At 70.5% G+C, this 24,238-nt stretch carries 26 protein-coding genes; 12 read left to right on the top strand and 14 right to left on the bottom strand.

Features of this window, described 5'->3' with window-relative positions; translation table 11 throughout:
• Window positions 1-143 precede the first annotated feature (143 nt).
• The 4 genes from FHX37_RS01230 to sph all read left to right on the top strand — a co-directional run bounded on the left by FHX37_RS01230 (window position 144) and on the right by sph (window position 4,000).
• A complete protein-coding gene (locus FHX37_RS01230; protein WP_211351716.1) occupies window positions 144-785 on the top strand; it encodes a hypothetical protein in 642 nt (213 codons plus the stop codon).
• Between the two features lie 280 nt (window positions 786-1,065).
• Window positions 1,066-2,388, top strand: coding sequence for a UDP-glucose dehydrogenase family protein (locus FHX37_RS01225; RefSeq protein ID WP_141921638.1), 1,323 nt, complete (start codon window positions 1,066-1,068; stop codon window positions 2,386-2,388).
• A 249-nt stretch (window positions 2,389-2,637) separates the two neighbouring features.
• Window positions 2,638-2,919 carry a hypothetical protein gene (locus FHX37_RS01220; protein WP_141921637.1) on the top strand — a complete coding sequence of 94 codons (282 nt, stop codon included), beginning with the start codon at window positions 2,638-2,640 and terminating at the stop codon, window positions 2,917-2,919.
• A 157-nt stretch (window positions 2,920-3,076) separates the two neighbouring features.
• A complete protein-coding gene (gene sph / locus FHX37_RS01215; RefSeq protein WP_141924938.1) occupies window positions 3,077-4,000 on the top strand; it encodes a sphingomyelin phosphodiesterase in 924 nt (307 codons plus the stop codon).
• Window positions 4,001-4,068: 68 nt separating this feature from the next.
• On the opposite strand, the gene purE is transcribed toward sph, so the two are convergent.
• Window positions 4,069-4,572 (bottom strand): 5-(carboxyamino)imidazole ribonucleotide mutase, encoded by a 504-nt coding sequence (gene purE, locus FHX37_RS01210; protein ID WP_141924937.1) that lies wholly within the window; start codon window positions 4,570-4,572, stop codon window positions 4,069-4,071.
• Window positions 4,573-4,610: 38 nt separating this feature from the next.
• The gene (locus tag FHX37_RS01205; protein ID WP_281288310.1) at window positions 4,611-5,768 is read right to left on the bottom strand and encodes a 5-(carboxyamino)imidazole ribonucleotide synthase; all 1,158 of its coding nucleotides are present in this window, start codon (window positions 5,766-5,768) and stop codon (window positions 4,611-4,613) included.
• A 128-nt stretch (window positions 5,769-5,896) separates the two neighbouring features.
• Between FHX37_RS01205 and FHX37_RS01200 the strand changes: the two genes are divergently transcribed.
• The 3 genes from FHX37_RS01200 to FHX37_RS01190 all read left to right on the top strand — a co-directional run bounded on the left by FHX37_RS01200 (window position 5,897) and on the right by FHX37_RS01190 (window position 8,546).
• Complete coding sequence (locus tag FHX37_RS01200) at window positions 5,897-6,364, top strand: GtrA family protein (protein WP_141921635.1); 468 nt, start codon at window positions 5,897-5,899, stop codon at window positions 6,362-6,364.
• Between the two features lie 168 nt (window positions 6,365-6,532).
• A complete protein-coding gene (locus FHX37_RS01195; protein WP_141921634.1) occupies window positions 6,533-7,201 on the top strand; it encodes a response regulator transcription factor in 669 nt (222 codons plus the stop codon).
• A gap of 55 nt (window positions 7,202-7,256) precedes the next feature.
• A complete protein-coding gene (locus FHX37_RS01190) occupies window positions 7,257-8,546 on the top strand; it encodes a sensor histidine kinase (RefSeq protein ID WP_141921633.1) in 1,290 nt (429 codons plus the stop codon).
• A gap of 53 nt (window positions 8,547-8,599) precedes the next feature.
• On the opposite strand, the gene FHX37_RS01185 is transcribed toward FHX37_RS01190, so the two are convergent.
• The 6 genes from FHX37_RS01185 to FHX37_RS01160 all read right to left on the bottom strand — a co-directional run bounded on the left by FHX37_RS01185 (window position 8,600) and on the right by FHX37_RS01160 (window position 15,726).
• Entirely contained in the window at window positions 8,600-9,241 is a 642-nt protein-coding gene (locus tag FHX37_RS01185; RefSeq protein ID WP_141921632.1) for an MBL fold metallo-hydrolase, read from the bottom strand.
• On the bottom strand, window positions 9,242-10,327 hold the full coding sequence (locus FHX37_RS01180; RefSeq protein ID WP_141921631.1) for an S-(hydroxymethyl)mycothiol dehydrogenase: 1,086 nt from the start codon (window positions 10,325-10,327) through the stop codon (window positions 9,242-9,244).
• A 109-nt stretch (window positions 10,328-10,436) separates the two neighbouring features.
• The gene (locus tag FHX37_RS01175; protein ID WP_141921630.1) at window positions 10,437-11,447 is read right to left on the bottom strand and encodes an adenylate/guanylate cyclase domain-containing protein; all 1,011 of its coding nucleotides are present in this window, start codon (window positions 11,445-11,447) and stop codon (window positions 10,437-10,439) included.
• A 141-nt stretch (window positions 11,448-11,588) separates the two neighbouring features.
• Window positions 11,589-12,131 carry a PH domain-containing protein gene (locus tag FHX37_RS01170; RefSeq protein WP_141921629.1) on the bottom strand — a complete coding sequence of 181 codons (543 nt, stop codon included), beginning with the start codon at window positions 12,129-12,131 and terminating at the stop codon, window positions 11,589-11,591.
• Window positions 12,132-12,251: 120 nt separating this feature from the next.
• On the bottom strand, window positions 12,252-13,121 hold the full coding sequence (locus FHX37_RS01165; RefSeq protein WP_141921628.1) for a biotin--[acetyl-CoA-carboxylase] ligase: 870 nt from the start codon (window positions 13,119-13,121) through the stop codon (window positions 12,252-12,254).
• Window positions 13,122-13,128: 7 nt separating this feature from the next.
• Window positions 13,129-15,726 carry a phosphoenolpyruvate carboxylase gene (locus FHX37_RS01160; RefSeq protein WP_246062341.1) on the bottom strand — a complete coding sequence of 866 codons (2,598 nt, stop codon included), beginning with the start codon at window positions 15,724-15,726 and terminating at the stop codon, window positions 13,129-13,131.
• A gap of 222 nt (window positions 15,727-15,948) precedes the next feature.
• Between FHX37_RS01160 and FHX37_RS01155 the strand changes: the two genes are divergently transcribed.
• From FHX37_RS01155 to FHX37_RS01145, 3 genes are all read left to right on the top strand, one after another.
• Entirely contained in the window at window positions 15,949-17,550 is a 1,602-nt protein-coding gene (locus FHX37_RS01155; RefSeq protein ID WP_141921626.1) for an acyl-CoA carboxylase subunit beta, read from the top strand.
• Window positions 17,551-17,796, top strand: coding sequence for an acyl-CoA carboxylase subunit epsilon (locus tag FHX37_RS01150; RefSeq protein ID WP_141921625.1), 246 nt, complete (start codon window positions 17,551-17,553; stop codon window positions 17,794-17,796). It abuts the gene before it with no gap.
• Window positions 17,797-17,901: 105 nt separating this feature from the next.
• On the top strand, window positions 17,902-19,671 hold the full coding sequence (locus FHX37_RS01145) for an acetyl/propionyl/methylcrotonyl-CoA carboxylase subunit alpha (RefSeq protein ID WP_141921624.1): 1,770 nt from the start codon (window positions 17,902-17,904) through the stop codon (window positions 19,669-19,671).
• A 127-nt stretch (window positions 19,672-19,798) separates the two neighbouring features.
• Here the strand turns inward: FHX37_RS01145 and FHX37_RS01140 are convergent, their stop codons facing one another.
• Complete coding sequence (locus FHX37_RS01140; protein ID WP_141921623.1) at window positions 19,799-20,623, bottom strand: alpha/beta fold hydrolase; 825 nt, start codon at window positions 20,621-20,623, stop codon at window positions 19,799-19,801.
• Window positions 20,624-20,714: 91 nt separating this feature from the next.
• Between FHX37_RS01140 and FHX37_RS01135 the strand changes: the two genes are divergently transcribed.
• On the top strand, window positions 20,715-21,269 hold the full coding sequence (locus FHX37_RS01135) for a CGNR zinc finger domain-containing protein (protein WP_141921622.1): 555 nt from the start codon (window positions 20,715-20,717) through the stop codon (window positions 21,267-21,269).
• Between the two features lie 21 nt (window positions 21,270-21,290).
• Here FHX37_RS01135 and FHX37_RS01130 read toward each other — a convergent pair whose 3' ends face one another.
• The 5 genes from FHX37_RS01130 to FHX37_RS01115 all read right to left on the bottom strand — a co-directional run bounded on the left by FHX37_RS01130 (window position 21,291) and on the right by FHX37_RS01115 (window position 23,704).
• Window positions 21,291-22,073, bottom strand: a complete 783-nt coding sequence (locus FHX37_RS01130) for an amidohydrolase family protein (RefSeq protein ID WP_141921621.1) — start codon at window positions 22,071-22,073, stop codon at window positions 21,291-21,293.
• On the bottom strand, window positions 22,070-22,243 hold the full coding sequence (locus tag FHX37_RS22680) for a cupin domain-containing protein (RefSeq protein ID WP_170181475.1): 174 nt from the start codon (window positions 22,241-22,243) through the stop codon (window positions 22,070-22,072). Before FHX37_RS22680 ends, FHX37_RS01130 begins: the two co-directional genes overlap by 4 nt.
• Before the next feature lie 22 nt (window positions 22,244-22,265).
• Entirely contained in the window at window positions 22,266-22,799 is a 534-nt protein-coding gene (locus FHX37_RS01125; protein WP_141921620.1) for a YbaK/EbsC family protein, read from the bottom strand.
• Between the two features lie 33 nt (window positions 22,800-22,832).
• On the bottom strand, window positions 22,833-23,132 hold the full coding sequence (locus FHX37_RS01120) for an ArsR/SmtB family transcription factor (RefSeq protein ID WP_141921619.1): 300 nt from the start codon (window positions 23,130-23,132) through the stop codon (window positions 22,833-22,835).
• A 182-nt stretch (window positions 23,133-23,314) separates the two neighbouring features.
• Complete coding sequence (locus FHX37_RS01115) at window positions 23,315-23,704, bottom strand: hypothetical protein (RefSeq protein WP_141921618.1); 390 nt, start codon at window positions 23,702-23,704, stop codon at window positions 23,315-23,317.
• 224 nt (window positions 23,705-23,928) lie between these two features.
• Between FHX37_RS01115 and FHX37_RS01110 the strand changes: the two genes are divergently transcribed.
• A complete protein-coding gene (locus FHX37_RS01110) occupies window positions 23,929-24,207 on the top strand; it encodes a hypothetical protein (protein WP_141921617.1) in 279 nt (92 codons plus the stop codon).
• Window positions 24,208-24,238 lie beyond the last annotated feature (31 nt).

Genomic DNA, 24,238 nt, shown 5'->3' with positions numbered 1-24,238 from the left:
CAGCCGTTCCGGAGGACGGGAACCGCGGCCACGGCACGGACACCGCCCGGGACAACGTCTGCGGATCCTGAGACGACCCCCCGACGGAGTCCGGCGGCGTGTGGTAGGACGAGTGGGGCACACCGCGTCTGCGAGGAGGTCTCGTGCTGCGCCATGGTCTCGGGCTGCTGACCGGCCTCGCCAGCGCTCCCCTGCTGTGGCTCGGGGCGGCCTGGTCCGCGTCCCGGCTCCGGGAGGGGGCGGAGAACGGGGTGTTCGACGCCGCCCTCGGCACCCCCCTGGGAGCGACCGCCGTAGCGGTGCTGATGACGGTCGGCGTGGCGGGAGGCGCGCTCGCCGGCACGCGGATATCGCCGCTGGCGGCGCTCGTCGCCGGCGGGCTCACCATGGGGTACCCGCTGTGGCCGCTGCTGGCGCCGGCCTCGGTGAACGCCGCGCTTCCCGGCTGGGTCGGTTCCGGTTCCCTCCTCCACCCGGCCGGCCCGGCTCTGCCGCTCGCGCTGCCGGTGGGGACGCTGCTGTTCATCGCCGCCCTGGCCCCGTCCCGGTGGCGCAGGGCCCGCTTCGGCCCGGATGCGGGCCCGCCTCCGGCGGGAGACCACGTTCCCGGCCCGCCCGTGGAGCCCGACCGGGGACCGGATCCCGAGCCCGACCACGGCGGGGAGGAGACGACAACGCCGTTCCGGCGGGACGAGGAGGGAGCTCCCCGCCGCACGGTATGGCGATCGGATTCCGGGGACGACTCCGGTGAGACGCGCGGGTTCCACCGGGACGACCCGCGGTGAGTGGTTCCACCGGTCCCGCGGGAGGGACCGAGCTTTCCACCCCGCGTCGGGCACCGTGTTGGTACGCCCCGTTGAGCCGCGCATTTCGCTACATACCATCGGATAACGTACGGTTCGCAGCATTCCCTGCTGTTGGTGGACCACGACGAGGTTCCGGAACGGTGCTGGGCGGGCAATGTTCCGGAGAGCAGGCAGGGAGCAGCGGACCGCAGCGTCGCTGACAGCCAGACTCGTGGACCGTGGCGCCGCTCTCCCGTGAGAAGGCAAAGGACGAACCACATTGGTCGCAGAACGGATTTCGGTGATCGGAACCGGATATCTGGGCGCCACACACGCCGCCTGCATGGCCGAACTGGGTTTCGACGTGCTGGGGGTCGACGTCGACCGGGAGAAGGTCGACCAGCTCTCCGCCGGACGGCTCCCGTTCTACGAACCCGGCCTGGAGGAGGTTCTCAACCGCAACCTCGCCAACGGGCGTCTGCGGTTCACGAGCGACTACGCCGCGGCGGCGGAGTTCGCCGACATCCACTTCGTCTGTGTGGGAACACCGCAGCGTCCGGATTCCAACGCCGCGGACCTGACCCATGTCACGGCCGCCGTGGAGAGTCTGGCTCCCCTCCTCACCCGCCCGGCGGTGGTCATCGGCAAGTCCACGGTTCCCGTCGGTACCGCGGCCGGGATAGCGGAGCGGATCGCCGAGCTCGCCCCGGCCGGCTCCGAGGTCGGCCTCGGCTGGAGCCCGGAGTTCCTGCGGGAGGGGTTCGGCGTGCACGACACCCTGCACCCCAACCGCATCGTGATCGGCAGCGACTCCGAGAGGGTCGTGTCCACGATGCGGGAGCTCTCCGCCGCCCAGCTCGCGGAGGACATCCCGTTCCTGGTGACCGACCTGCAGACCGCGGAGCTCGTCAAGGTGTCCGCGAACGCCTTCCTGGCCACGAAGATCTCGTTCATCAACGCCATGGCGGAGGTGTCCGAGGCGGCGGGCGCCGACGTCATGAAGCTCGCCCAGGCGCTGTCCCACGACGACCGGATCGGGGGTAAGTTCCTCGGGCCCGGGCTCGGGTTCGGGGGTGGTTGCCTGCCCAAGGACATCCGGGCGTTCATGGCCCGCGCCGACGAGCTGGGGGTGGAGCCCGCGCTGTCCTTCCTCAGCGAGGTGGACGCCATCAACCAGCGGCGCAGGTCCCGCACGGTCGACCTCGCGCGCGTGCTCATCGGCGGTGGTTTCGCCGGCCGCAGGGTCGGGGTGCTGGGGGCGGCGTTCAAACCCAACTCCGACGACATCCGCGACTCGCCCGCCCTCGAGGTCGCCGCCACGGTGGCGTCGCTCGGGGCCACGGTCACGGTCTACGACCCCGAGGCCCTGGAGAAGGCCCAGCAGGAGCACCCCGAGCTGAACTACGCCCACTCCATGCTGGAGGCGGTCCGGGACGCCGAGGTGGTGCTGCTGCTCACCGAGTGGGGCGAGTTCCGCGACGTCGACCCGAAACAGCTCGCCAAGGTGGTCGCCGAACCCAGGATCGTGGACGGCCGCAACGCCCTCGACCCCGAGCACTGGCGCGCCCACGGCTGGACCTACCGCGCCCTGGGACGGCCGTGAGCCCAGCTCCCTGGACCGTCACGGCGCTGTAAGCGCAGTGGAATAATTCCACTACCCTCCGTTTTCCCGTGTCGTTCCGGGGCAGACCCTCGCGTGGAAACAACCATCCGCATACGGGGGAGGGGCACATGTCACCCGTCCGCCGGCCCGTCACCGTCATCGCGGTGAGCGCGCTCGCCGCCGGAGCACTCCCCACCCCGGCCGCACAGGCCGCGGAGGCCACCACCGCGAAGTGCCGCCAACAGGTGCGTGGCCGACGCCAACACCCCGTACCAGAAGCCGTCCGGCACGGTGAGAGCCGGAGTGTGGAGCACCGGCTGTTCCAACAACTGGCACTTCACCGCCTACCTGGAGAGCTCGCGGTGGCACGGCTGGGCCACGGACCAGGAGATGCGGTGGAGCGGAAACGGATCGCGCACCATGTCAGCGGCGTGCACCGGCGTCCACGACCACCGGGTGCGGATCCAGTGGGACAACGGCTCCACGACCGGTGAGGCCACCTACGGCACCGCGCGCCTGCACTGCGGATAGCTCCGAGAGCGGCGCCACCCGACGAACGGTGCGGCGGGATTCCCGCACGACACCCTGTCGCACCGTACCGGTGATCGATACCGCGCCGCCGCCGGACGGTCACCTCCCGGATACACGGGTTGTGCATCCTGACCCCATGCAAAAGCGAATAGCTTTCATGTTCGCGTTGGCGCTCGGGGCGTCGACGGTGGCCACTGCTCCCCCTGCGGCCGCCGCCGACGCCCCCGCCATCGCGACGTACAACACTTTCCTGATGTCGACGAACCTGTACCCGAACTGGGGCCAGGAACAGCGCGTCCAACACCTGGCCGATGACGGCGTGGTCTCCGGACAGGACGTGGTCGTGTTCCAGGAGGCCTACGACAACGCGACCTCCCGCCAGCTCCTGGACTCCGTCTCCGGGGAGTACCCCCACTCCACCCCCGTCATCGGCCGTTCCACCTCCGGCTGGGACGCCACCACCGGCTACCGGTGGGAGACCTCCGAGGACGGCGGGGTCGCCGTCGCCAGCACCTGGCCCATCGTCCGCCAGGAGCAGCACCTGTTCTCCGACGCCTGCGGCGGTGACTGGTTCTCCAACAAGGGCTTCGCCTACGTCGAGCTGGACTCCCCGGGCGGCCCGGTGCACGTTGTCGGCACCCACCTGCAGTCCGAGGACGACGGGTGCAGCGAGGGACTGGACGAGGAGGTGCGCTGGTCCCAGCTGGACCGCATCCGCACCGTGCTTGACGGGCAGGACATCCCCGACGACGAGCCCGTCTATGTCGCCGGTGACCTGAACGTGGACCGGGGAACGGACGAGTACGCGCGCATGCTCGACCAGCTCGGCGCCGTCGGCCCCACCCACACCGGTGCCGAGCACTCCTTCGACCCGGACAGCAACTCGATCGCCGGATACCGCTACCCGGACGCGGCCAGCGAGCAGCTCGACCACGTGCTGCCCATCGCCAACGGCGCCGCTCCCGACTCCTACACCAACGACACCGCCGAGGTGCACAGCGACCCGTGGACGCCCCCGTCCGGCGGCGACTCCTACACCGACCACTCCGACCACTACCCGGTGTTCGGCCGAAGCTCCTGACACGTCGGGCCGCGCACCCCGCGAACGCGTGGTGCGCGGCCCGTTCCGCCACAGGCGGGAACCGCGCCTCAGCCGAGGCCGAAGCCGGCCGGTGAGGATCCCTCGGCCGCCTTCCGGCGGAGGCGCTCGCCCTTGGCCTGGGCCTGGTTGTTCAGCTCCGCCTGGAAGTCAGCCATCCGGGAGCGCAGCTCCGGGTCCTGGGCGGCGAGTGTCCGCACCGCGAGCAGGCCGGCGTTGCGGGAGGCTCCCACCGCGACCGTGGCGACCGGCACACCGGCCGGCATCTGCACGATGGACAGCAGCGAGTCCATACCGTCCAGGTGCTTCAGCGGCACCGGAACGCCGACCACGGGCAGGGTGGTGACGGAGGCGAGCATGCCCGGCAGGTGCGCCGCCCCGCCGGCCCCGGCGATGATCACCCGCAGCCCCCGGTCGGCCGCCTGGCGCCCGTAGTCGAGCATCTCGGCGGGCATCCGGTGGGCGGAGACCACCTCGGCCTCGTAGCTGATCCCGAACTCGTCCAGCGCCGTGGCGGCGTCCTGCATGACGGGCCAGTCGGAGTCGCTGCCCATCACGATCCCCACGGTCGGTGCGTTCGGTGCGGTCTCGCTCACTGCGTGTCTCCTTTGAGGTAAGCGGCTGCGTCGCGCACCCGGGCGAGCAGCTCCTCGTGATCGTCGCCGAGCGCGGTGACGTGCCCGATCTTGCGGCCGGGTCGGACCTCTTTGCCGTAGAAGTGCACCTTGACGCCGGGGTCCTTGGCCATGACATGGACGTAGCGGTCGTAGACGTGCGGGTCCTCCCCGCCCAGTACGTTGGCCATCACCGTATATTCGGCGGTGGCGCGTGGCGACCCCAGCGGCAGGTCGAGGACGGCGCGCAGGTGCTGCTCGAACTGGGACGTGCGGGCGCCCTCGATGCTCCAGTGGCCGGAGTTGTGCGGGCGCATCGCGAGCTCGTTGATGACGATCCCGTCCGGGGTGTCGAACAGTTCGACCGCGAGCATCCCCACGACGTCCAGCGCGTGCGCCAGTTCGATCGCCAGCTCCTGGGCGCGGGTCGCCCTCTCCTCATCCAGTGACGGCGCCGGGGCGATCACCTCGTGGCAGATCCCGTCCCGCTGCACCGTCTCCACCACGGGGTAGACGGCGAACTGGCCGTGGGGTGAGCGGGCGACCTGTACGGCCAGTTCCCGGCGGAAGTCGACCCGCTCCTCCGCCAGGATCTGTATCCCCGCCTCGGCCGCGCGCTCCAGAACCGTCTCCGCCTCCGCCACGGAGGAGACCACCCACACGCCCTTGCCGTCGTAGCCGCCGCTGGCCGCCTTGAGCACCACCGGCCACCCGTTCTCCCCGGCGAACACGGACACGTGCTCCAGGGTGGTCACGGCCCGCCACTGCGGGCAGGGGGCGCCGAGTTCGTGCGCGCGGGTGCGCATACGCAGCTTGTCCTGGGCGTAGCGCAGCGCGTCGCGGCTCGGCCGCAACCGCACGCCCGCGCGTTCGACCTCCCGCAGCACCGGTTCCGGAACATGCTCGTGGTCGAAGGTGACCACGTCGCAGGACTTGCCGAACGCCGACAGGTCAGCCGCGTCCTTGTCGTCGCCGAGACGCACGTCGCCGCACACCAGGGCCGCACTGTCCTCCGCGGACCCTGTCAGCACCCGGAAGTCCGTCCCCAGCGCGATTCCCGCCTGGTGCGTCATCCGGGCGAGCTGGCCGCCGCCGACCATACCGACGCGGGGGACGGGTCGATTACGCTCGCTCACCATGCCTCAACTCGTTCGTTCGCCGTGCAGGGAATAAGGTACGGGAAGGGCCCACGGCCCGCCCCTGGAAGCAGGACTCCCCACCAGGATTCTATTGGTCTGCCCGGCGAAGGATCGGAAACCGCCCTGTGCGACTCGCAACCGCTCTCTACCGCCGCCTCCTGCGGCTCCTGCCCGAGCTCGCCCGGTTCGGGACTGTCGGCGCCGCCGGGTACGTCACCCAGGTCGTGGTGACGAACCTGCTGTGGTGGGGGACGGAGCTGCCGACCCTGGTGGGGCAGGGGGCGGGTACGCTCCTCGCGACACTCGTCGCGTTCCTCGGCAACCGCTTCTGGACGTTCGGACACCGCGCGCGCACCGGCCTGATGCGCGAGTACGCCCGGTTCTTCGTGATGAACGGGATCGGTATCGCCCTCCAGCTGGGATGTGTGGGGGTCGCGGTGTACGTTCTCGGGTTCAGCGGGCCGCTGGCGACCAACATCGCGGGCAACATCATCGGGGTCGGGCTGGGAACCCTGTTCCGGTTCTGGTCCTACCGCACCTGGGTGTTCCCGGAGCATTCTCCCGTTCCGACACCGCAGGAAGAACACGCGTGAACCGGTTTCCCGCCACCGGAAAAATCACGGTAAAAACGGCGGAAAGAATCCGCAATTCCGCTCCGGTGTGACACCCGTACACCGGGTACGAGTTTCTTTTCGGATACGTAAGTGACATACGGCGCGCATAATAGGGAAATCCCCGCGCCACGACTTACTATCAGGTGTATGACCTGCGTTTTGCTGGCCGAGGACGACACATCGATCTCCGAACCCCTGGCGCGCGCGCTGCGTCGCGAGGGGTACTCGGTGGAGATGACCGTCAGCGGCACCGAGACCCTCGACCGCGCCCGGTCCATGGAAGTCGACCTGATGATCCTCGACCTCGGGCTTCCGGAGATGGACGGGCTCGAGGTGGCCCGCCGGCTGCGCACCGACGGGCAGACCACGCCGATCCTGATCCTGACCGCCCGTGCCGACGAGGTGGACACCGTGGTGGGGCTCGACGCGGGCGCCGACGACTACGTGACGAAGCCCTTCCGTCTCGCCGAACTGCTCGCCCGGGTCCGCGCACTGCTGCGCAGAGGCGGGACGGAGGTTCCGGTCGTCCACGGCGTGCGTATCGACAGCGACTCCCGGCGCGCCTGGATCGGCGACCGGGAATTGCAACTCACCACCAAAGAATTCGACCTTCTGCGTATCCTCGTACGGGACGCCGGTAAGGTCGTCACCCGGGAGCAGATCATGCGTGACGTGTGGGACACCAACTGGTGGGGGTCGACGAAAACCCTCGACATGCACATTTCATGGCTGCGCCGGAAACTCGGGGACGACGCGCACGAGCCGGCCTACATCACGACTGTGCGGGGAGTCGGTTTCCGCTTCGAGCGCGATTAGCTGACCCGCGGCGCCCCGCCAGGAGGAACGCGGCGTCGCGGAAGCGAGGAGTGGTATGCGCAGGCGGATGCTGTTCTCCACCCTGGTGGTGACCATCATCGCGGTCATGCTGCTCGGCCTGCCGTTGGGCGCGCTGGCCTACCAGTCCGTCTACGAGTCCCGGACCCAGCAGTTGGAGCACGAGGCCGAGGTCATCGGTGCCGAGGTCGACGACGAACTCGACGACGGGGACGAGGGCGTCGACCGGGAGCGCTTCGCCTCCGTCTACCCCAGACGCCACATCGAGATCACCCTTCCCGGAGAGCAGGATCCGGTCAGCACCGGCGGGTGGGAGATCGACCCGCACGGCGCGGACGCGCCGGACACACTGCACGCGAGCGCCACGAGCGCCGAGGGGGCGGAAGTCGACGTGTGGCGGGACACCGAGCGGGTGGAGAGCAACGTCTTCAGCGCCTGGCTCGGCATCGCGTCCCTGTCCCTGATGGCCATCGGGGTCGCGGTGGGTTTGGCGGTGCTGCAGGCTCGCCGGCTGACCCTTCCGCTGGTGGACCTGGCGTCCACAGCCGAACAGCTCGGGTCCGGCGTCGCCTCCCCCCAGGGCCACCGTTACGGCATCCCGGAGGCGGACCGGGTCGCCGAGGTGCTGGACCGCAGCGCCGAACGCATCACGAGCCTGATCGCGACGGAGCGGCATTTCGCCACCGACGCCTCGCACCAGCTGCGCACCCCCCTGACCGCGCTGTCCATGCGGCTGGAGGAGCTCATCGCGGAGGCCGACAACCCGGAGGTGGTGCGTGAGGAGGGCGAAGCCGCACTCGCGCAGACCGAACGGCTGGTGGAGATCGTGGAGCACCTGCTGGGGCGGGCGCGCAGGAGCCAGAACCCCGAGGTGGAGCCGGTCGACGTCGACAGTGTGCTGGAACGCTTCGTCCACGAGTGGGGCCCCCTGTTCGGCCAGTCCGGCCGCAAGCTGCGCACCACCGGCACCGAGGGGCTCACCGCGATGACGACGGACAGCGACCTGTCCCAGATCCTGGCGGCGCTCGTGGAGAACGCCCACAAGCACGGCGCCGGCACGGTCACCATCCACCGGGTGCGAGACGGTGGTTCCGTGCGTGTCGAGGTGAGTGACGAGGGCGAGGGCGTGCCCGACGAACTCGCCGGCCGCATCTTCGACCGGGAGGTCACCGGCGGTGACGGGACCGGGCTGGGGCTGGCCCTCGCCCGGCACATCGCCGAGTCGGAGGGCGCGCGCATCGAACTGAAACACAGCAGGCCGACCACGTTCGCCCTCTTCTTCCCGGTGCCGCCCGAGGGAGCGCGCACCGCCACCGGCCCGGTGTGAGCCAGCCCGGTGGCGGAGCGGCGCGTAGTGGGACGGGCGTCCACCGAACGGCCCTAGTAGCCCCGCTCGATCCACTCCTGCAGGTGCGGCGCCTCGTCCCCGATAGTGGTGGAGCCGCCGTGGCCGGGGTGCACCACGGTCTCCGAGGGCAGGGTGAACAGCGTGTCCCGGATGGACTCGATGATCGTCGGGAAGTCGGAGTAGGAGCGCCCGGTCGCGCCGGGACCGCCCTGGAAGAGCGTGTCCCCCACGAACACGACCCCCAGCTCGGGGGCGTGCAGGCACACCGCCCCCGGTGCGTGGCCCGGGGTGTGCAGCACCTTCAGCTCCACGCCGCCGGCCTGGAGCCGCTCCCCGTGCAGCAGGGGGGCGTCGGGTTCCCGTTCCGGGTAGACCTGCTGCCACAGTTCCGTGTCGTCGGGGTGCAGCAGGATGGGGGAGTCGGTGAGCGTGGCGAGGTCGACCGCCGCGTTGATGTGGTCGTTGTGCCCGTGCGTGCACACCACCGCCATCAGTTCGCGGTCGCCCAGCGCGCGGGCGATGGTCTCGTGGTCGTGGGCGGCGTCGATGACGATGGCGTTGCGCTCGTCCCCCACGATCCACACGTTGTTGTCCACCTCCCACTCTCCGCCGTCCAGGCGGAAGACGCCGGAGGTGACAACCCTCTCCACCGGGATTGACGACGTGGCGGCCATCTAGACGACCACCACCGAACGCAGTACATCACCACGGTGCATTTTCTCGAACGCCTCCTCAACATCGTCCAGGGCGATCCGTTCGGATACGAACCCTTCAAGGTCCAGCCGCCCCTGGAGGTACAGGTCGGTCAGCATCGGGAAGTCACGGGAGGGTAGGCAGTCGCCGTACCACGACGACTTCAGGGCGCCACCGCGGCCGAACACGTCCAGCAGGGGGAGGTCGATCGTCATGTCCGGGGTGGGAACCCCGACCAGCACGAGTGTTCCCGCCAGGTCACGCGCGTAGAACGCCTGCCGGTAGGTCTCCGGGCGGCCGACGGCGTCGATGACGACGTCGGTGCCGTTCCCCTCGGTCAGTTCCCGGATCGCCTCCACCGGGGACTGTTCGCGGGAGTTGACGGTGTGCGTGGCGCCGAAGCCCTCGGCCCAGCGCAGTTTCCGGTCCTCCACGTCGACACCGATGATCCGGGACGCCCCGGCCAGGCGTGAGCCCGCGATGGCGGCGTCTCCCACGCCACCGCAGCCGATCACCGCCACGGAGTCTCCGCGGGAGACCCCGGCGGTGTTCAGGGCGGCTCCCATCCCCGCCATGACCCCGCAGCCCAGCAGGCCGACGACGGCGGGGTCCGCCCGCGGGTCGACCCTGGTGCACTGGCCGGCCGCGACGAGCGTCTTCTCCGCGAACGCGCCGATCCCCAGCGCCGGCGACAGCTCGCTTCCGTCGGCCCGGGTCATCTTCTGCCCGGCGTTGTGCGTGGCGAAGCAGTACTCGATGTCGCCGCGGCGGCACGCCCGGCACTGGCCGCATATCGCGCGCCAGTTCAGCACCACGAAGTCACCGGGTGCGACGTCGGTGACGTCGGCTCCGGTCGCCTCGACCACCCCGGCCGCCTCGTGGCCGAGCAGGAACGGGAAGTCGTTGTTGACACCGCCCTCGCGGTAGTGCATGTCGGTGTGGCAGACACCGCACGCCCGCACCTCGACGAGCGCCTCCCCGGGGCCGGGATCGGGGACGCGGATGGTCTCGACACTGACCGGAGCTCCCTTCTCCGGTGCGACGACTGCCCTGACTTCGTGCGCCATACCTGCTCCCTTGCAGTGGACCGCGACCGTGCTCGTGTGGTGTTCGGTTCCCAACATGCCCGATCACTACGCGTGAGCCAAGGCGCTGCGCGCCGCGTCTCGGCCTCGGTTACGAGCCCGGTGCACCCGAGGCGTCGAGGTTGCGGCGCAACGCGTAGGGCTGGAGTTGGCCCAGACCGTGCGCGTGGCGCGGACGCACCCCCACGATCTGCAGCGTTTCCTCCCCCTGCAGCAGCTCGGCCAGGGACTCGTCGACGAGCACGGTGCCGGGGCGCGCGAACGAGGTGAGCCGGCTGGACCTGTTCACCGTCGTCCCGAACACGTCCCCGAGCAGCGCGAGGACGGGGCCGTAGGCGATCCCCACCCGCACGTCCGGGACCTCGATGTGGGTCTTGACGCCGTCCGCGAGCTGCAGCGCGATCTCCGCGGCCTGCCGGGCGGAGTTGGCGACGTAGAGGATCTCGTCACCCAGGGTCTTGACGACCCGGCCCCCGCCGGAGGCGACGATGTCCGTGGCGGTGGCCTCGAAGCTCTCGACGACCTCGGCGAGGTCGACCTCGTCGAGTTCCCGGCTGAGCGTCGTGAACGACACCAGATCGGCGAAGCCCACCACCAGCGGGAAGTACGTGGGGGCCGCGTCCTCGTTGCTCTCCATGACGGCCAGTCGCCGCGCGGTGGAGGCCGCGAGCTGGCGCCGCCAGATGTGCAGCAGCAGGTTCTCCACGTCGGGGAGGAGTTGCTTGGCCAGCCCCACGAGCGGGCCGAGGTGTTCCTCGGCGGGGTTCTGTTTCGGGTCGTGGGAGAGCGTGGTGAGGATGCTGGTCTGCCACTCGGCCAGCCGGGCCATGGTCTGGCCCATGGAGCGAGCGAGTCGGACGGCAGCCTCCTCGTCGACGAGGCCGTCGGCGAGGAGCTGCGAGGTTGTGCGCAGCGCTTCCACGTCGCTGTCGGTGTAGGCGACCGTGTCCTCACCGCGCGCGGCGAACCCCAGCGCCCGCCAGATGCGGGCGGCGAACTCCGGTGGGGCTCCGGAGAGCCGCACCGCTTCTTCCCGGGTGTAGCGCGCCTCTCCACCTACGAGGGCGGACTCGATCTCCTCAGGGTCGGGACGCGACGACATCAGTTCTCTCGTTGTTCGAGGTCAGTGCGACGCGGCACCGGCCGGGTGGATGGCACACGCGAACGTGGTTGCTGCCTTCGGTCTATTAGGTGCGGCTCGGACGCGTCAAGAGAACGTGTGCCACGACGGTCCCACGAGCGTTCACCCCTCCGGTGGCGGAGGGGAGCCGCCGGACCCGGCGGGGGGCTCGTGTCGCTGCGCCTCGTTGACCTTCCGGTAGATCTCTCCCTGGAGCCATCGCACCCTCGGTACCTTCTCCAGAACCATACCTTCCTGTTCGGAGGCCGACTGGACCGCCAGGCTCCCGTAGCCCAGCAGGCGCTCCCACAGGGAGATGGTGAACGACACGTCGTTCACCCGGGTCAGCGGCATGTCGTGGCCCTGCTTGGCGAGTATGCCCTCGCGGCGCATCAACCGCCGGCTACTCAGGAGGTACAGGGTGGTCCACCAGCGCAGCAGCGGGACGAACCACACCACCACCGCGGCGAGCGCTCCCACGGCGACCACCGCGTACACCGCCCACCGGCTCCACTCCTCCCCGGCGGGCATCAGCCACACCAGGCCGGCAGCGGCGGCGATCACCAGCACCAGCGCCACGAACGAGCCGACGAGTGTGCTCCAGTGGCGCCGGGTGACGTAGACGAGCTCCTCGTCCCCGGCGAGGTAACGGTTCGCGATCCCCATACGGCCGATCCTGGCACAGGCGGCCGGTGCGGCGCGCCCTCCCGCGCCGCACCCCACGTCGCGTCCGGCCGGGCCCGGCCGGACGCGCGGGGAGTACGCGCCCGCCGAACAGGGGCCGGCCTACTCCGCCCCCTCCGCGTCCGGGCGCACGTGGACGACGTCGCCCGCGCTGAGCGCCTCCTCCCCGGACGGGGTGCGCACGAGCAGGTGGCCGTCCGCGTCCACCCCGGTGGCCGGCCCTGTCACCACCCGCCCGTTGGGCAGCTCCACCCGCACCCGGCGGCCGACGGTGTCGCAGCGCTCCCGGTAGCGCTGGGCGAGCCCGCTGGCCGCGGCGTCGCCGCCGGCGGACACCCAGGCGGTGTAACCGGCGGCGAACCCGTCCAGCACGGCGCGCAGCAGCGGCTCACGCTCCCGGAGGGAGGCGTTCTCCACCACCAGGGAGGTCGCCGAGGGGGTCGGCAGTTCGTCGCGGGTCTGGGTAACGTTGAGCCCCATCCCGACCACGACGGCGATCCCCTCCTCCGAGGTGACCGCCTCCGACAGGATTCCGGCGAGTTTGCGCTGCGTCCCGTCCCGGCCGCCGGTGGCCAGCACGTCGTTGGGCCATTTGACGCCCGCCGCGCAGCCGGCCGCCTCCCGGACGGCGTCCACCGCCGCCACCCCCATGAGCAGTGGCAACCACCCCAGGCGGGTGGGTGGGACCCCGGGACGCACCAGTACGGAGAACGTGAGGGCGGCCCGGGCCGGTGTCTCGAACCCCCGGTCCCTGCGTCCGCGCCCCGAGGTCTGGTGGTCGGTGACCACGACGGTCGCGTCGCCGCCGCCCCGCCGGGCGCGGGCGGCGAGCTCGGTGTTGGTGGAGGCGAGTTCGGGATACACCTCCACTGCGCGCCACAACCCGCCGGGGCGGACGAGCGCCCGCTCCAGCGCGTCGGGGCGCAGCGGTTCCCGTCCCGGCGGGGGCTGCGGTTCGCGTGTCTCGGGCACGGTGCCCTCACCCCGTGTTCTGCAGGCCGGCCGCGACGCCGTTCACCGACAGCAGCAGCAACCGTTCCAGGTGGCGCTGGTCGTCCTCGGACAGGGCGTCGTGTTCCTCGCGCAGCGCCCCCAGCGCGCGCAGCTGCAGGTGGGACAGCGCGTCCACGTAGGGGTTGCGCAGGTCGACCGCCCGGGAGAGCACACTGTGGTTCTCCAGCAGCCGCTGGTGCCCGGTGACGGTCAGCACGAGCTCGCGGGTGCGGTCGTACTCGTCGAGCACCAGCGACGTCAGCTCCGGACGCCCGCCCAACCGCAGGTACCGTTCGGCGATGGTCCGGTCCGTCTTCGCCAGGCTCATCTCGGCGTTGTCCAGCAGCGAGGCGAACAGCGGCCACTCGTTGTAGGCGGCGTGCAGCGTGTCCGGGTCCCCCACCGCCGCCAGTCCCGTGCCCAGGCCGAACCAGCCGGGCAGGTTGACCCGGGTCTGGGTCCAGGCGAACACCCACGGGATGGCGCGCAGGTCGTCCAGCCCCCGGGCGGAGGACCTGCGCGACGGGCGCGAGCCCAGCCGCAGCTCCCCCAGCTCCTCCAGCGGACTCACCCGGGAGAACCACTCGGCGAACCCGTCCGTGTCGATCAGTGAGCGGTAGGCGTCGTAGGCGGCGTCGGCGACCCGGTCGGCCACCTCCCGGTACGTCTCCGCCGCCGAGCGGGTGTGTTCCTGCACCGTGGCGGTCGACGTCATCAGCACGGCGTGGCCCACCTGCTCCATGTGCCGGTGGGCGATCGTCGGCTGCCCGTACCGGGCGAAGATCACCTCGCCCTGCTCGGTCACCTTGAACCGCCCGTTGACCGACCCGGGCGCCTGGGCCATGAGCGCGCGGCTGGCCGGGCCGCCGCCGCGCCCCAGTGAGCCTCCGCGCCCGTGGAACAGGGTGAGGACGATGCCGTTGCGTTCGGCCCACGCGGCGAGCTGTGCCTGGGCGTCGTACAGCCGCAGCGTCGCGCTGACCGGTCCGACGTCCTTGGCCGAGTCGCTGTAGCCCAGCATGACCTCCATACGGTTGCCGGTGTCGGCGAGGCGGCGGCGCACGCTGTCCAGCCGCAGCATCCCGTCCAACGCGTCCGGGGCCGCCTCCAGGTCGGCGCCGGTCTCGAACAGCGGTATGACGTCGAGAACCGGGGCCTGACCGGCGGGCAGGGCGTGCTCGGCGAGCTCGTGCACGGCGGCGATGTCCTCGGCCGAGCGGGTGAAGCTGACGATGTAGCGGCAGCACGCCCGCACCCCGAACCGTTCCTGGATCCAGGACACCACGCGCAGGGTGGCGAGCACCTCCTCGGTCTGCTCCGACAGCTCACCGCCGGCGCGCACCTCCTCCAGCGCGCGGGCGTGCACCCCGCTGTGCTGGCGCACCTCCAGCTCCGCGAGATGGAACCCGAACGTCTCGGCCTGCCAGATCAGGTCCTGCAGCGCCCCGTAGGCGTGCCGGTGCGCCCCGGCGGCCGCGAGCGACTCCTGGACCGTGCGCAGGTCGGTGAGGAAGGCCTCCGGCCCGTCGTAGGAGAGGTCGGCGTCGCGCTGGCGGGTGGCGCGCAGCCGCTCCGTCGCGAACAGCAGCAGCTGGCGGTGCGGCTCGTTCGGGGAGCGTTTCCCGATCTCGGCCATCAGCCGCGGGTACCCGGCCTCCGCGGTCGCCAGGGCGTTGCGCAGCTCCTCGTTGGGCGGGGTGAGGTTGCTGTAGAGGGTGAGGGTGCGGGCGATGCGCCCGCTCGCGTTCTCCAGCGCGTGCAGCACGTGTTCGGACTGGATGGCGATGGCGTCCCGTGTGACCTCGTGGGTGACGAACGGGTTGCCGTCCCGGTCCCCGCCGATCCAGCTCCCGTAGCGCACGAACGGTGCCGCGCGCGGGGGGCGCTTCCCGGCGCCCTCCGGGTCGAGCGCGGCGTCCAGGGTCCGGTAGATCCGGGGGACGGCCTCGAAGATGGTGTCGTCGAACGCCGACATGGCGGTGCGGACCTCGTCGAGCGGGTCCAGTTTGGTGTAGCGCAGCTGGGAGGTGCGCCACAGCAGGTCCACCTCCTCGGCGAACTCCCGCCGCGCGGCGGCCTCGGCGGTACTGCCGGGGTGGGAGCCGCGCAGTTCCTCCAGTTTGGAGCTGATGCGCAGGATCGCGGTGGAGACCGCGCGCCGCCGCGCCTCGGTGGGGTGGGCGGTGAGCACGGGGTGGAACTCCATGTTCGCCACGAACTCGCGCAGCCGGTCCTCGCCGCAGTCGTCGCGGATGTAGTCGACGGCGCGGGCCAGCGACTCACGGGGCGGGTTGTCGGCGTCGTCGCGCTCCCGCAGGGCACGGATGCGCTGGTGTTCCTCGGCGAGGTTGGCGAGGTGGAAGTACACGGTGAACGCCCGTGCCACCTGTTTGGCTCGTTCCAGCGGCCACGACGCCACCAGCTCGGTGATCTCGTCACCGGTGACGGTGCCCTCCCGGGCGCCGATGACGGCCCGCCGCAGCCGTTCGACGTCCTCCAGCAGGTCCTCACCGCCGCTTTCGGACATGACGGTCCCGAGTGTCTCGCCCAGCAGCCGGACGTCGCCGCGCAGCTGGTCGGGCATTTCCTGGCGCGCACTGTCGCGCTCCGCGCTTCCCACTGTCATGTGACAAACCCTACCGAGAATGGTCTCTACCAGTCGGGAACAGCGGGCCACCTTTCGGTTACGGAAACGCCGCGGTCACGGACCGGGCCGGTGTGCCGGGTGTGCCCCTACCCACTTACTGTTCAGTAAACTAGGGGTGTGTTCCGATCCGGTACACCCGCGCGGCTATCGTGAGGATTTATGGCGACCGAAGCCCCTGAACCGCTGCCCTCGGACGAGATCGACATCCACACCACCGCGGGCAAACTCGCCGACCTGCAGCGCCGCCGGCACGAAGCGGTCAACGCCGGGTCCGAGCGAGCGATCGAGAAGCAGCACGCCAAGGGCAAGATGACCGCGCGGGAGCGCATCGACGCCCTCCTGGACCCCGGCTCCTTCGTGGAGTTCGACGCCCTGGCCCGGCACCGCTCCACCAACTTCGGCATGGACCGCAACCGGCCCTACGGCGACGGCGTGGTCACCGGCCACGGGACCGTCGACGGCCGGCCCGTGGCCGTGTTCAGCCAGGACGTCACCGTCTTCGGCGGGTCGCTGGGCGAGGTCTACGGCGAGAAGATCGTCAAGGCCCTCGACCACGCCCTCAAGACCGGTTGCCCCGTCATCGGGATCAACGAGGGCGGCGGCGCCCGCATCCAGGAAGGAGTGGCGGCGCTCGGCCTCTACGCGGAGATCTTCAAACGCAACTCGCGGGCGTCCGGGGTCATCCCGCAGATCTCGCTGATCATGGGAGCCGCCGCCGGCGGCCACGTCTACTCCCCCGCCCTGACCGACTTCACCGTCATGGTGGACCAGACGTCGCAGATGTTCATCACCGGTCCGGACGTGATCAAGACCGTCACCGGCGAGGACGTGTCCATGGAGGACCTGGGCGGGGCGCGCACCCACAACACCACCTCCGGCGTGGCCCACTACATGGCCGGCGACGAGCAGGACGCGCTGGACTACGTCACCACCCTGCTGTCCTACCTGCCGGGCAACAACCTGGAGGACCCCCCGGTCGAGGAGACCGACTCCGACCCGGAGAACGACGACACCTCCGAACTCGACACGTTCATCCCCGACTCGGCGAACCAGCCCTACGACATGCACCGCGTCATCGAGAACGTGGCGGACGACGGGGAGTTCCTGGAGGTCCAGTCGCAGTTCGCCACCAACATCGTGGTCGGCTACGGGCGGGTCGAGGGCCGGTCGGTGGGTGTGGTCGCCAACCAGCCCATGAGCTTCGCCGGCTGCCTGGACATCGACGCCTCCCAGAAGGCCGCCCGGTTCGTCCGCACCTGCGACGCCTTCAACATCCCCGTGCTCACGTTCGTGGACGTGCCGGGCTTCCTTCCCGGCACGGACCAGGAGTGGGGCGGGATCATCCGGCACGGCGCCAAGCTGATCTACGCCTACGCCGAGGCCACGGTCCCGCTGATCACGGTCATCACCCGCAAGGCCTACGGCGGCGCCTACGACGTGATGGGCTCCAAACACCTGGGGGCCGACGTCAACCTCGCCTGGCCGACGGCCGAGATCGCGGTCATGGGCGCCCAGGGGGCAGTGAACATCCTGCACCGCCGCGCTCTCGCCGACGCCGAGGACGTGGAGGCCGAGCGCGCCCGCCTCGTCCAGGAGTACGAGGACACGCTGCTCAACCCCTACTCGGCGGCCGAGCGGGGCTACGTGGACGGGGTCATCCTGCCGTCCGAGACGCGGGAGTCCGTCGCCAGGGCGCTGCGGTCACTGAGCAACAAACGCGAGCAACTTCCACCCAAGAAGCACGGGAACGTCCCTCTCTAAATGTCGAACACACCTGCAAACCCCCCGGACGACGGGCGCCACCTGTGCGTGGTGCGCGGCGACCCCACCCCCGAGGAGGTCGCGGCCCTGGTCGCGGTGCTGACCGCCCGCGCCCGGCGCGCCCACGGCACCGGCGCGGGAACCGGCCAAGCCCGGCGCGGGCAGTGGCGCAACCCCGAACGCCTGTTGCGCCGCCCGCCGACACCGGGTCCGGGCGCGTGGCGCGCCAGTTTCCACCCGGGCTGAGCCGCCCCGGAGGAAACGGCCGCCCGAGGCCGGGCGAGCTGCCGGGGCCCCGATCCCAGAGCGGGGCGAGATCCAGTGAAGGCCGTACCAGGAGGATTGTCCACCGTGCGTAAAGTTCTGATCGCCAACCGGGGCGAGATCGCGGTGCGGGTGGCCCGCGCCTGCCGCGACGCCGGCGTCGCCAGTGTCGCGGTCTATGCCGAGCCCGACCTGGACGCCCTGCACGTCAAGGTCGCCGACGAGGCCCACGCCCTGGGGGGACAGACCCCGGCCGACACCTACCTCAACATCGACCGGATCCTGGAGATCGCGGCCGCGTCCGGCGCTGACGCCGTCCATCCCGGATACGGGTTCCTCTCCGAGAACGCCGACTTCGCCCAGGCCGTGGCCGACGCCGGTCTGACCTGGATCGGCCCGCCGCCGGAGGCCATCACCTCGCTGGGCGACAAGGTCGCCGCGCGCCACATCGCCCAGAAGGTCGGTGCTCCGCTGACGGCGGGCACCCCCGACCCGGTCGCCGACTCCGAGGAGGTGGTGGCCTTCGCCCGCGAGCACGGGCTGCCGATCGCGATCAAGGCCGCCTTCGGCGGCGGCGGGCGCGGCCTCAAGGTCGCCCGGTCGCTGGAGGAGGTCACCGACATGTTCGAGTCGGCGGTGCGGGAGGCCACCTCGGCGTTCGGCCGCGGTGAGTGCTTCGTGGAACGCTACCTGGACCGGCCCCGGCACGTGGAGACGCAGTGCCTGGCCGACAAGCACGGCAACGTCGTGGTGGTCTCCACCCGGGACTGCTCGCTGCAGCGGCGCCACCAGAAGCTCGTGGAGGAGGCCCCGGCGCCGTTCCTGACCGACCAGCAGCGCCAGCTGCTGTACGACTCCTCCAAGGCGATCCTGCGCGAGGCGGGCTACGTCGGCGCGGGCACCTGCGAGTTCCTCGTGGGTCTGGACGGCACCGTGTCGTTCTTGGAGGTCAACACCCGCCTGCAGGTGGAGCACCCGGTGAGTGAGGAGGTCACCGGCATCGACCTGGTGCGCGAGATGCTGCGCGTGGCCGACGGCGAGGAACTGGGCTACGACGACCCTCCCACCCGCGGACACAGCCTGGAGTTCCGGATCAACGCCGAGGACGCCGGCAACAACTTCATGCCCGCACCGGGCACCATCACCAGCCTGAACCTGCCCGGCGGGCCCGGGGTGCGCATCGACACCGGTTGCGAGTCCGGCTTCACCGTGCCCCAGGCGTTCGACTCCATGGTGGCCAAGCTGATCGTGACCGGTGCCAGCCGCACCGAGGCGCTGCAGCGCTCCCGGCGCGCGCTGGCCGAGTTCGAGGTGGGCGGGATGCCCACCGTGATCCCGTTCCACCAGGTGGTGCTGGACGACCCGGCCTTCGCCCCGGCCGATCCCGAACAGCCGTTCTCGGTCTACACCAGCTGGATCGAGACCGAGTTCACCAACACCATCACCCCCTACGCGGGCGCGGCCGAGCAGGACGAGCCCGCCCAGCGGGAACGGGTGACCGTGGAGGTCGGCGGCAAACGCATCGAGGTCGCCCTGCCCGCCGAGCTCGGCGCCGCCGCCTCCGCCCCGGTGCCCTCCGGGGGACAGAAGAAGTCCCGCAAGCGCCGCGGCGGGGGCTCCTCCAGCGCCGCGGTCAGCGGCGACGCCCTGGTGTGCCCGATGCAGGGGACCGTGGTCAAGGTCACCGCCGAGGACGGCCAGCAGGTCGCCGAGGGCGACACCGTCGCCGTCATCGAGGCCATGAAGATGGAACAGCCCCTCAGCGCGCACAAGTCCGGCACCGTCGCAGGGCTCAACGTCACCACCGGCGAGACCGTCAACAACGGCGGCGTCATCTGCGAGATCAAGGACTCCTGACCGGCCGGTCCCGTCCACGAAGGCACGGCGGGTGGGGCCGTCGGCGCGGACGTTCCCACCCCTGATTTCGGTCCGGGCCGGCGGCTCCGACGATCCGGAGTGGTTCCCGTCCCGGACGCGTTCCGTGCTACTGACCGGCGAGGAAGTCGGTGAGCAGGCTGGTGAAGCGTGCCGGGGCGTCCTCCTGGACGAGGTGACCGGAGTCGGCGACCCATTCCAGGCGCGCGTGGGGGATGAGCCGCGCCAGGTGCTCGGCGCGGTCGGCAGGCAGCCAGTCGTCGTGCTCACCCCAGACGATGAGTGTCGGCATGTCCAACTCACCGAACCGGTCCTCCACCTCCCGGGTGTGGCGTTCCTCCGCCTGGGCCATCTGCCGGTAGAACGCGGCCTGGCCGACCTCGCCCAGCCACGGCTGGACCAGGGTGTCCAACACCCGCGTGCGAAGCTCGCCGTGCGTGCCACCGGCGAGGTAGCGGCGCACCATCGCCTCGTGCTGCGGCGCCGGAAGCCGCGCGAACACCTCGGCGTGCTCGCGCACCAGACGGAAGAACGGGCTTCCCCACGGGCGGACGCTCACCGCGTCCACCAGTACCAGCCGCCCGTAGCCCACCCCGTCGAGCAGGGCCGAACGCAGCGCCACGGCGGCGCCGATGTCGTGGGCGACGACGGCGGGGGAGGTCAGTCCCCAGTGCTCCAGCAACTCGGTGAGTACGGCCTGGTGGCCGGCCAGCGACACGTCCTGTCCCGTGGTCTTGGCTGACTGGCCGTATCCGGGCAGGTCCCACACGTAGACGGTGTGCCGCCGGGCCAGGCCCGCGGCGACGTCGCGCCACACGTAGGAGGAGAACGGCCAGCCGTGGACGAGCACCACCGGGCTGCCCTGGCCGATGCGGTCCCACCGGACGGTGCCGTTCGACGACTCGTAACTCTCGCGCAGTTCCCAGGTTCCCATGCCCTCTCCTTGCTGTAGTTACCATCAAAGTGACTTAGACAGTAACTCTCGTGGTTACCAGGAAACAAGGGGAAGCCAGTAACATCGCGGTATGGCCTACACCCGCCCTCCGGCTCCGGCGGAACTGGAACGTGTCGAGACCTTCTGCAACTCGGCGCGGTTCCTCTACGGCGAGGACGCCTTCACCGACCTCCGCTCCGCCCGCGCCTGGCTGCGCGAGCACGGCTGGGCGGACGCCGCCGAGACGGCCGACGAGGGAGCGCTCGGGCGGCTGCGGCGACTGCGCGCGGCCCTGCGCGACCATCTGGAGGACCCCACCGCCCCGGCCGCGCGCGAGGTCCTCACCGACCTCGCGCACCGGGTGCTGGGGCCTCCCCGGTGGGACGACCCCGGGGAGCGGCCGCGGCTGCGTCCGCGCGAGCAGGGAGCGGTCGAGGCCCTGGCCTCCGAACTGCTGGCCGTGCTGGCCACCGCGGAACTGTCCGGCGGGCGCGAGCGGCTGAAGGTGTGCCGGTTCCAGCAGTGCCGGTGGGTGTACTACGACCGCTCCCCCGGCAACAACAGCGCGTGGTGCAGCATGGACATCTGCGGCGCCCGGAACAAGATGCGCTCCTACCGCGCCCGCCGCGAGGGGAACGGCTCCTGAGACGGCCGAGCCCGCGGGGGGTCAGACGTCCGAGGGCGCCGGGACGCGGTAGAAGGCGGCTGCGTTTCCCCACAGCACGGCGTCGCGATACTCCTCGCCGACAGCTCGGGTGACCGCATCGAGGTCGGTGTCCGCGAACGGGCGTCGGGCACGCGTTGAGGGCAGGTCGGTACCCACCATCAACGCGGCGGGGTTGACGTTGACGACGGCGGTGATGGCCTCGGCAGGGTCGAGGTCGACGCGGCCGAACCCGGTCGCCTTGACCCGGGCCCCGCGCTCGACCAGCTTCAGCAGAGGAGCCAGCCCGTCGCGGTGCAGACCGAGGTGGTCGACGCTGACGGCGGGCAGCGCGGCGAGGGTGTCGGCCACCTCGGGGATGTGGCGGGAGTCGATGTAGAGCTCGGTGTGCCAACCGGCTACGTCGTACACGCGGCGGGCGAGTTCGTCCAGAGCGTCGAGCGCGGCCGACCCGCCGCGGTGGAGGTTGAAACGGAGACCGCGCACCCCCGCGGCGTCCAGGTCGGCGATCTCCTCGTCGGTGACCGTGGCCGGAAGCTGGGTGACGCCGACGAAACCCGGTCCCAACGCGGCGAGCGCGTGGCGGAGGTAGGTCTGGTCGAACCCCTGGAAGGAACCGGAGACCACCGCGCCTCCCCGCACCGGCAGCGTCGCGATTCGCCGGCGGTACTGCTCGACGGTGAAGGCGGGGGGCAGGTACCCGTTGTTCTCGACCAGTGGGAAGTGCGGGTCAATGATGTGCAGGTGGGCGTCGAACACCCACCGTCCGGTGTCTGCCGTGCTCATGCCGGGGTCCATGGTGTGACTCCGCGGTTGGCGCTGTCGCCCGTGGGACGCGCCCCGGCCTGTTCGACCATGAGCATGGTGGTCCGTTCCGGCGCGACCGGCCGGTGCTGGAGCTCTCGGGAAACGGTCGCGCCCTGCCCCCGCGGGAGTTCGACGGACCCCGGTTCCATATGGACAGTGTGGGGACTCGGGTCAGGCACGGTCGGCCTCCGTCTCCCGAGGGTTCCCGCCGGTGGCGGGTTCGACCGGAGGTTGGGCGATCGGATGCACCCTGGGTTGGGCGGCGCGGCGGTAGTCCCCGGTCGCCAGGGCCAGGGAGCGGTCCAGACGCGCGGCGTTGAAGAAGATCTCGTCGCGCTCCAGCAGCGAGGGGTCAACGACGAGCTCGAGTTCGTCGGTGAAGGTGACCGGCAGGATCGTTCCACTGACGCTGCCGGAGAGCCGCTCGGCGGTCTCGTTGTCGGCGAACCCAGCGTAGCGGCCGTGGTGGAGCGCCTTCAGTGCGGCCAGGTCCACGCGGGCGTGGCCGGGGACGACGGCCAGCACGTACCTTCGCGTTCTCTTGTCCACCTTGACCAGCACAACGACGCACTTGGCGGCCTGCTGCAGCGCGTTCCCGCGCAGGCGGCTGACCGCCTCCGTCCGGCCTTCCGGCGCATGGTCGATCAGCCGGTAGGATGCGCCGCGCTCGTCCAGCAGCCGGACCAGTCGCTCATACGTGCCCACACCGGCACGATCCTCGGGTGCGTCCACGTTCCGTCACCAATCGTGTTGGAAAGCTCGCTTGACCTCCCGGATGCGGTCCTCGTCGCGGCGATAGAACACCCACTGCTTGGTCCGCTTCGCCTCGATCAGCCCCGCCGAGACGAGCACCTTCAGGTGCTCGCCAGCCGTCGGCTGGCTGACCTCCAGCTTCTGGGCGATCAGGACCCCGCACACACCGTCGGTCTCCAAATCCCCGTCCGCCTGCGGCGGGAAGTGCGCGACCGGGTCGCGCAGCCACTCCAGAATCCGCAGCCGCCGCTGGCTCGCCAGCGCCCTGAGAACCTCAACCTCCATCAGTTAGGAAGTTTGCTAATTCCCTGACTCCTTGTCAAGGCGGGGTGGGTTCGGGACGGCCGGGGCACAGCGGTGCCGCCGAGGAGGATGGGGGTGCGCGCCTCGGCGGATCCAGCCTGCCCGGACCGTCGGAGCGGCCGTGGAACCCGCTGGTACCAGGCGGGCGAGGAGCGGGCGGCGGGCTACCGCCCGGACACCTGTCCTTTTCCGATGCCCGGCGGAATCGCCGAGCGCGGCGCACGGCGCCGCACCACCACTCGCACCCCAGGGAAAACCACGAGTCCGTTTTCCTCTCCGACCACCGGGAAAACGATCCACCCACCCGGAATACAAAATAGGGACGCACGAAACTCGGACCAGCACTCGAAAACAGATAACCCGAGGGAAACGATGCCCTCACTGGCCATCGCCATATGTAACGAAAATACTCGATATTCCTCCCTGAGCAGCAGAGAGGAATGGATAAGAAAGAGGAAACGCGGGGCAGCACCCCGGGTGAGCTTCGGCGCCCGCCGTAGCAGCACACCCGACAAGGAGGAGCCACGGATGGCCGTCGCCAGCATCGATGACATGGCACTGCTCCCGAAGGAGCAGTGGGAATACATCGGAAAACAGACCGGACGCGACCCCGAAAAGGCGAAAAAGGACTACAAGGAGGGGCTGAGCAACTACCTCGCCGACCCCAAACCCGTCGAGGTAAAGCCGAAAACCCCAGAAAAGCCCCCCAAAAACCGGATACAGTCGCGCCTGGACCATCGGAGTCGTTCCCGGGGTTCTGGACGTCGACATCGAAGTGGTGTTCCACTCCGAGGAACCCTGGCGGGCCGTTGTGGACGCCAACGCGAAGGTGTTCGGCCACAAGGTCGGCAATTCGCACTTCCAGCTCTCGCGGATGAGCTCCTACATCGAGATCCACCCGGGGGCCTTCCTCACCAAGGCCGACCTGAAGATCGGGGTCTACGGCGAGAGATTGTGCTTCGGGATCGACGGACAGGCGTGCTACTGGGCCTGGACCTGGCACTGCACCCCCATCCACGCCCACGGACTGTTCTGCGTCAACTTGACCCGGCCGTGAACGACCGGGCTCGGAGGTAGCGCCCAACTGG

The sequence above is a fragment of the Haloactinospora alba genome (genome assembly GCF_006717075.1).
GTDB classification, from domain to species: domain Bacteria; phylum Actinomycetota; class Actinomycetes; order Streptosporangiales; family Streptosporangiaceae; genus Haloactinospora; species Haloactinospora alba.
Note: the sequence above shows the minus strand (reverse complement) of the source record. Positions and strands in the feature narration are given on the sequence as shown.

Bases quoted from the DNA above. Each gene is read 5' to 3' on its own strand.
- FHX37_RS01140 (WP_141921623.1), bottom strand. From the start codon at position 20,623: ATGGGAACCTGGGAACTGCGCGAGAGTTACGAGTCGTCGAACGGCACC.
- purE (WP_141924937.1), bottom strand. From the start codon at position 4,572: ATGGGCAGCGACTCCGACTGGCCCGTCATGCAGGACGCCGCCACGGCG.
- FHX37_RS01185 (WP_141921632.1), bottom strand. From the start codon at position 9,241: ATGGCCGCCACGTCGTCAATCCCGGTGGAGAGGGTTGTCACCTCCGGC.
- FHX37_RS01170 (WP_141921629.1), bottom strand. From the start codon at position 12,131: ATGGGGATCGCGAACCGTTACCTCGCCGGGGACGAGGAGCTCGTCTAC.
- FHX37_RS01175 (WP_141921630.1), bottom strand. From the start codon at position 11,447: ATGTCGTCGCGTCCCGACCCTGAGGAGATCGAGTCCGCCCTCGTAGGT.
- FHX37_RS01120 (WP_141921619.1), bottom strand. From the start codon at position 23,132: ATGGAGGTTGAGGTTCTCAGGGCGCTGGCGAGCCAGCGGCGGCTGCGG.
- FHX37_RS01115 (WP_141921618.1), bottom strand. From the start codon at position 23,704: ATGTCATCGATGCTGGCGACGGCCATCCGTGGCTCCTCCTTGTCGGGT.
- FHX37_RS01150 (WP_141921625.1), top strand. From the start codon at position 17,551: ATGTCGAACACACCTGCAAACCCCCCGGACGACGGGCGCCACCTGTGC.
- FHX37_RS01180 (WP_141921631.1), bottom strand. From the start codon at position 10,327: ATGGCGCACGAAGTCAGGGCAGTCGTCGCACCGGAGAAGGGAGCTCCG.
- sph (WP_141924938.1), top strand. From the start codon at position 3,077: ATGTTCGCGTTGGCGCTCGGGGCGTCGACGGTGGCCACTGCTCCCCCT.
- FHX37_RS01135 (WP_141921622.1), top strand. From the start codon at position 20,715: ATGGCCTACACCCGCCCTCCGGCTCCGGCGGAACTGGAACGTGTCGAG.
- FHX37_RS01195 (WP_141921634.1), top strand. From the start codon at position 6,533: ATGACCTGCGTTTTGCTGGCCGAGGACGACACATCGATCTCCGAACCC.
- FHX37_RS01190 (WP_141921633.1), top strand. From the start codon at position 7,257: ATGCGCAGGCGGATGCTGTTCTCCACCCTGGTGGTGACCATCATCGCG.
- FHX37_RS01160 (WP_246062341.1), bottom strand. From the start codon at position 15,726: ATGCCCGACCAGCTGCGCGGCGACGTCCGGCTGCTGGGCGAGACACTC.
- FHX37_RS01130 (WP_141921621.1), bottom strand. From the start codon at position 22,073: ATGAGCACGGCAGACACCGGACGGTGGGTGTTCGACGCCCACCTGCAC.
- FHX37_RS22680 (WP_170181475.1), bottom strand. From the start codon at position 22,243: ATGGAACCGGGGTCCGTCGAACTCCCGCGGGGGCAGGGCGCGACCGTT.
- FHX37_RS01155 (WP_141921626.1), top strand. From the start codon at position 15,949: ATGGCGACCGAAGCCCCTGAACCGCTGCCCTCGGACGAGATCGACATC.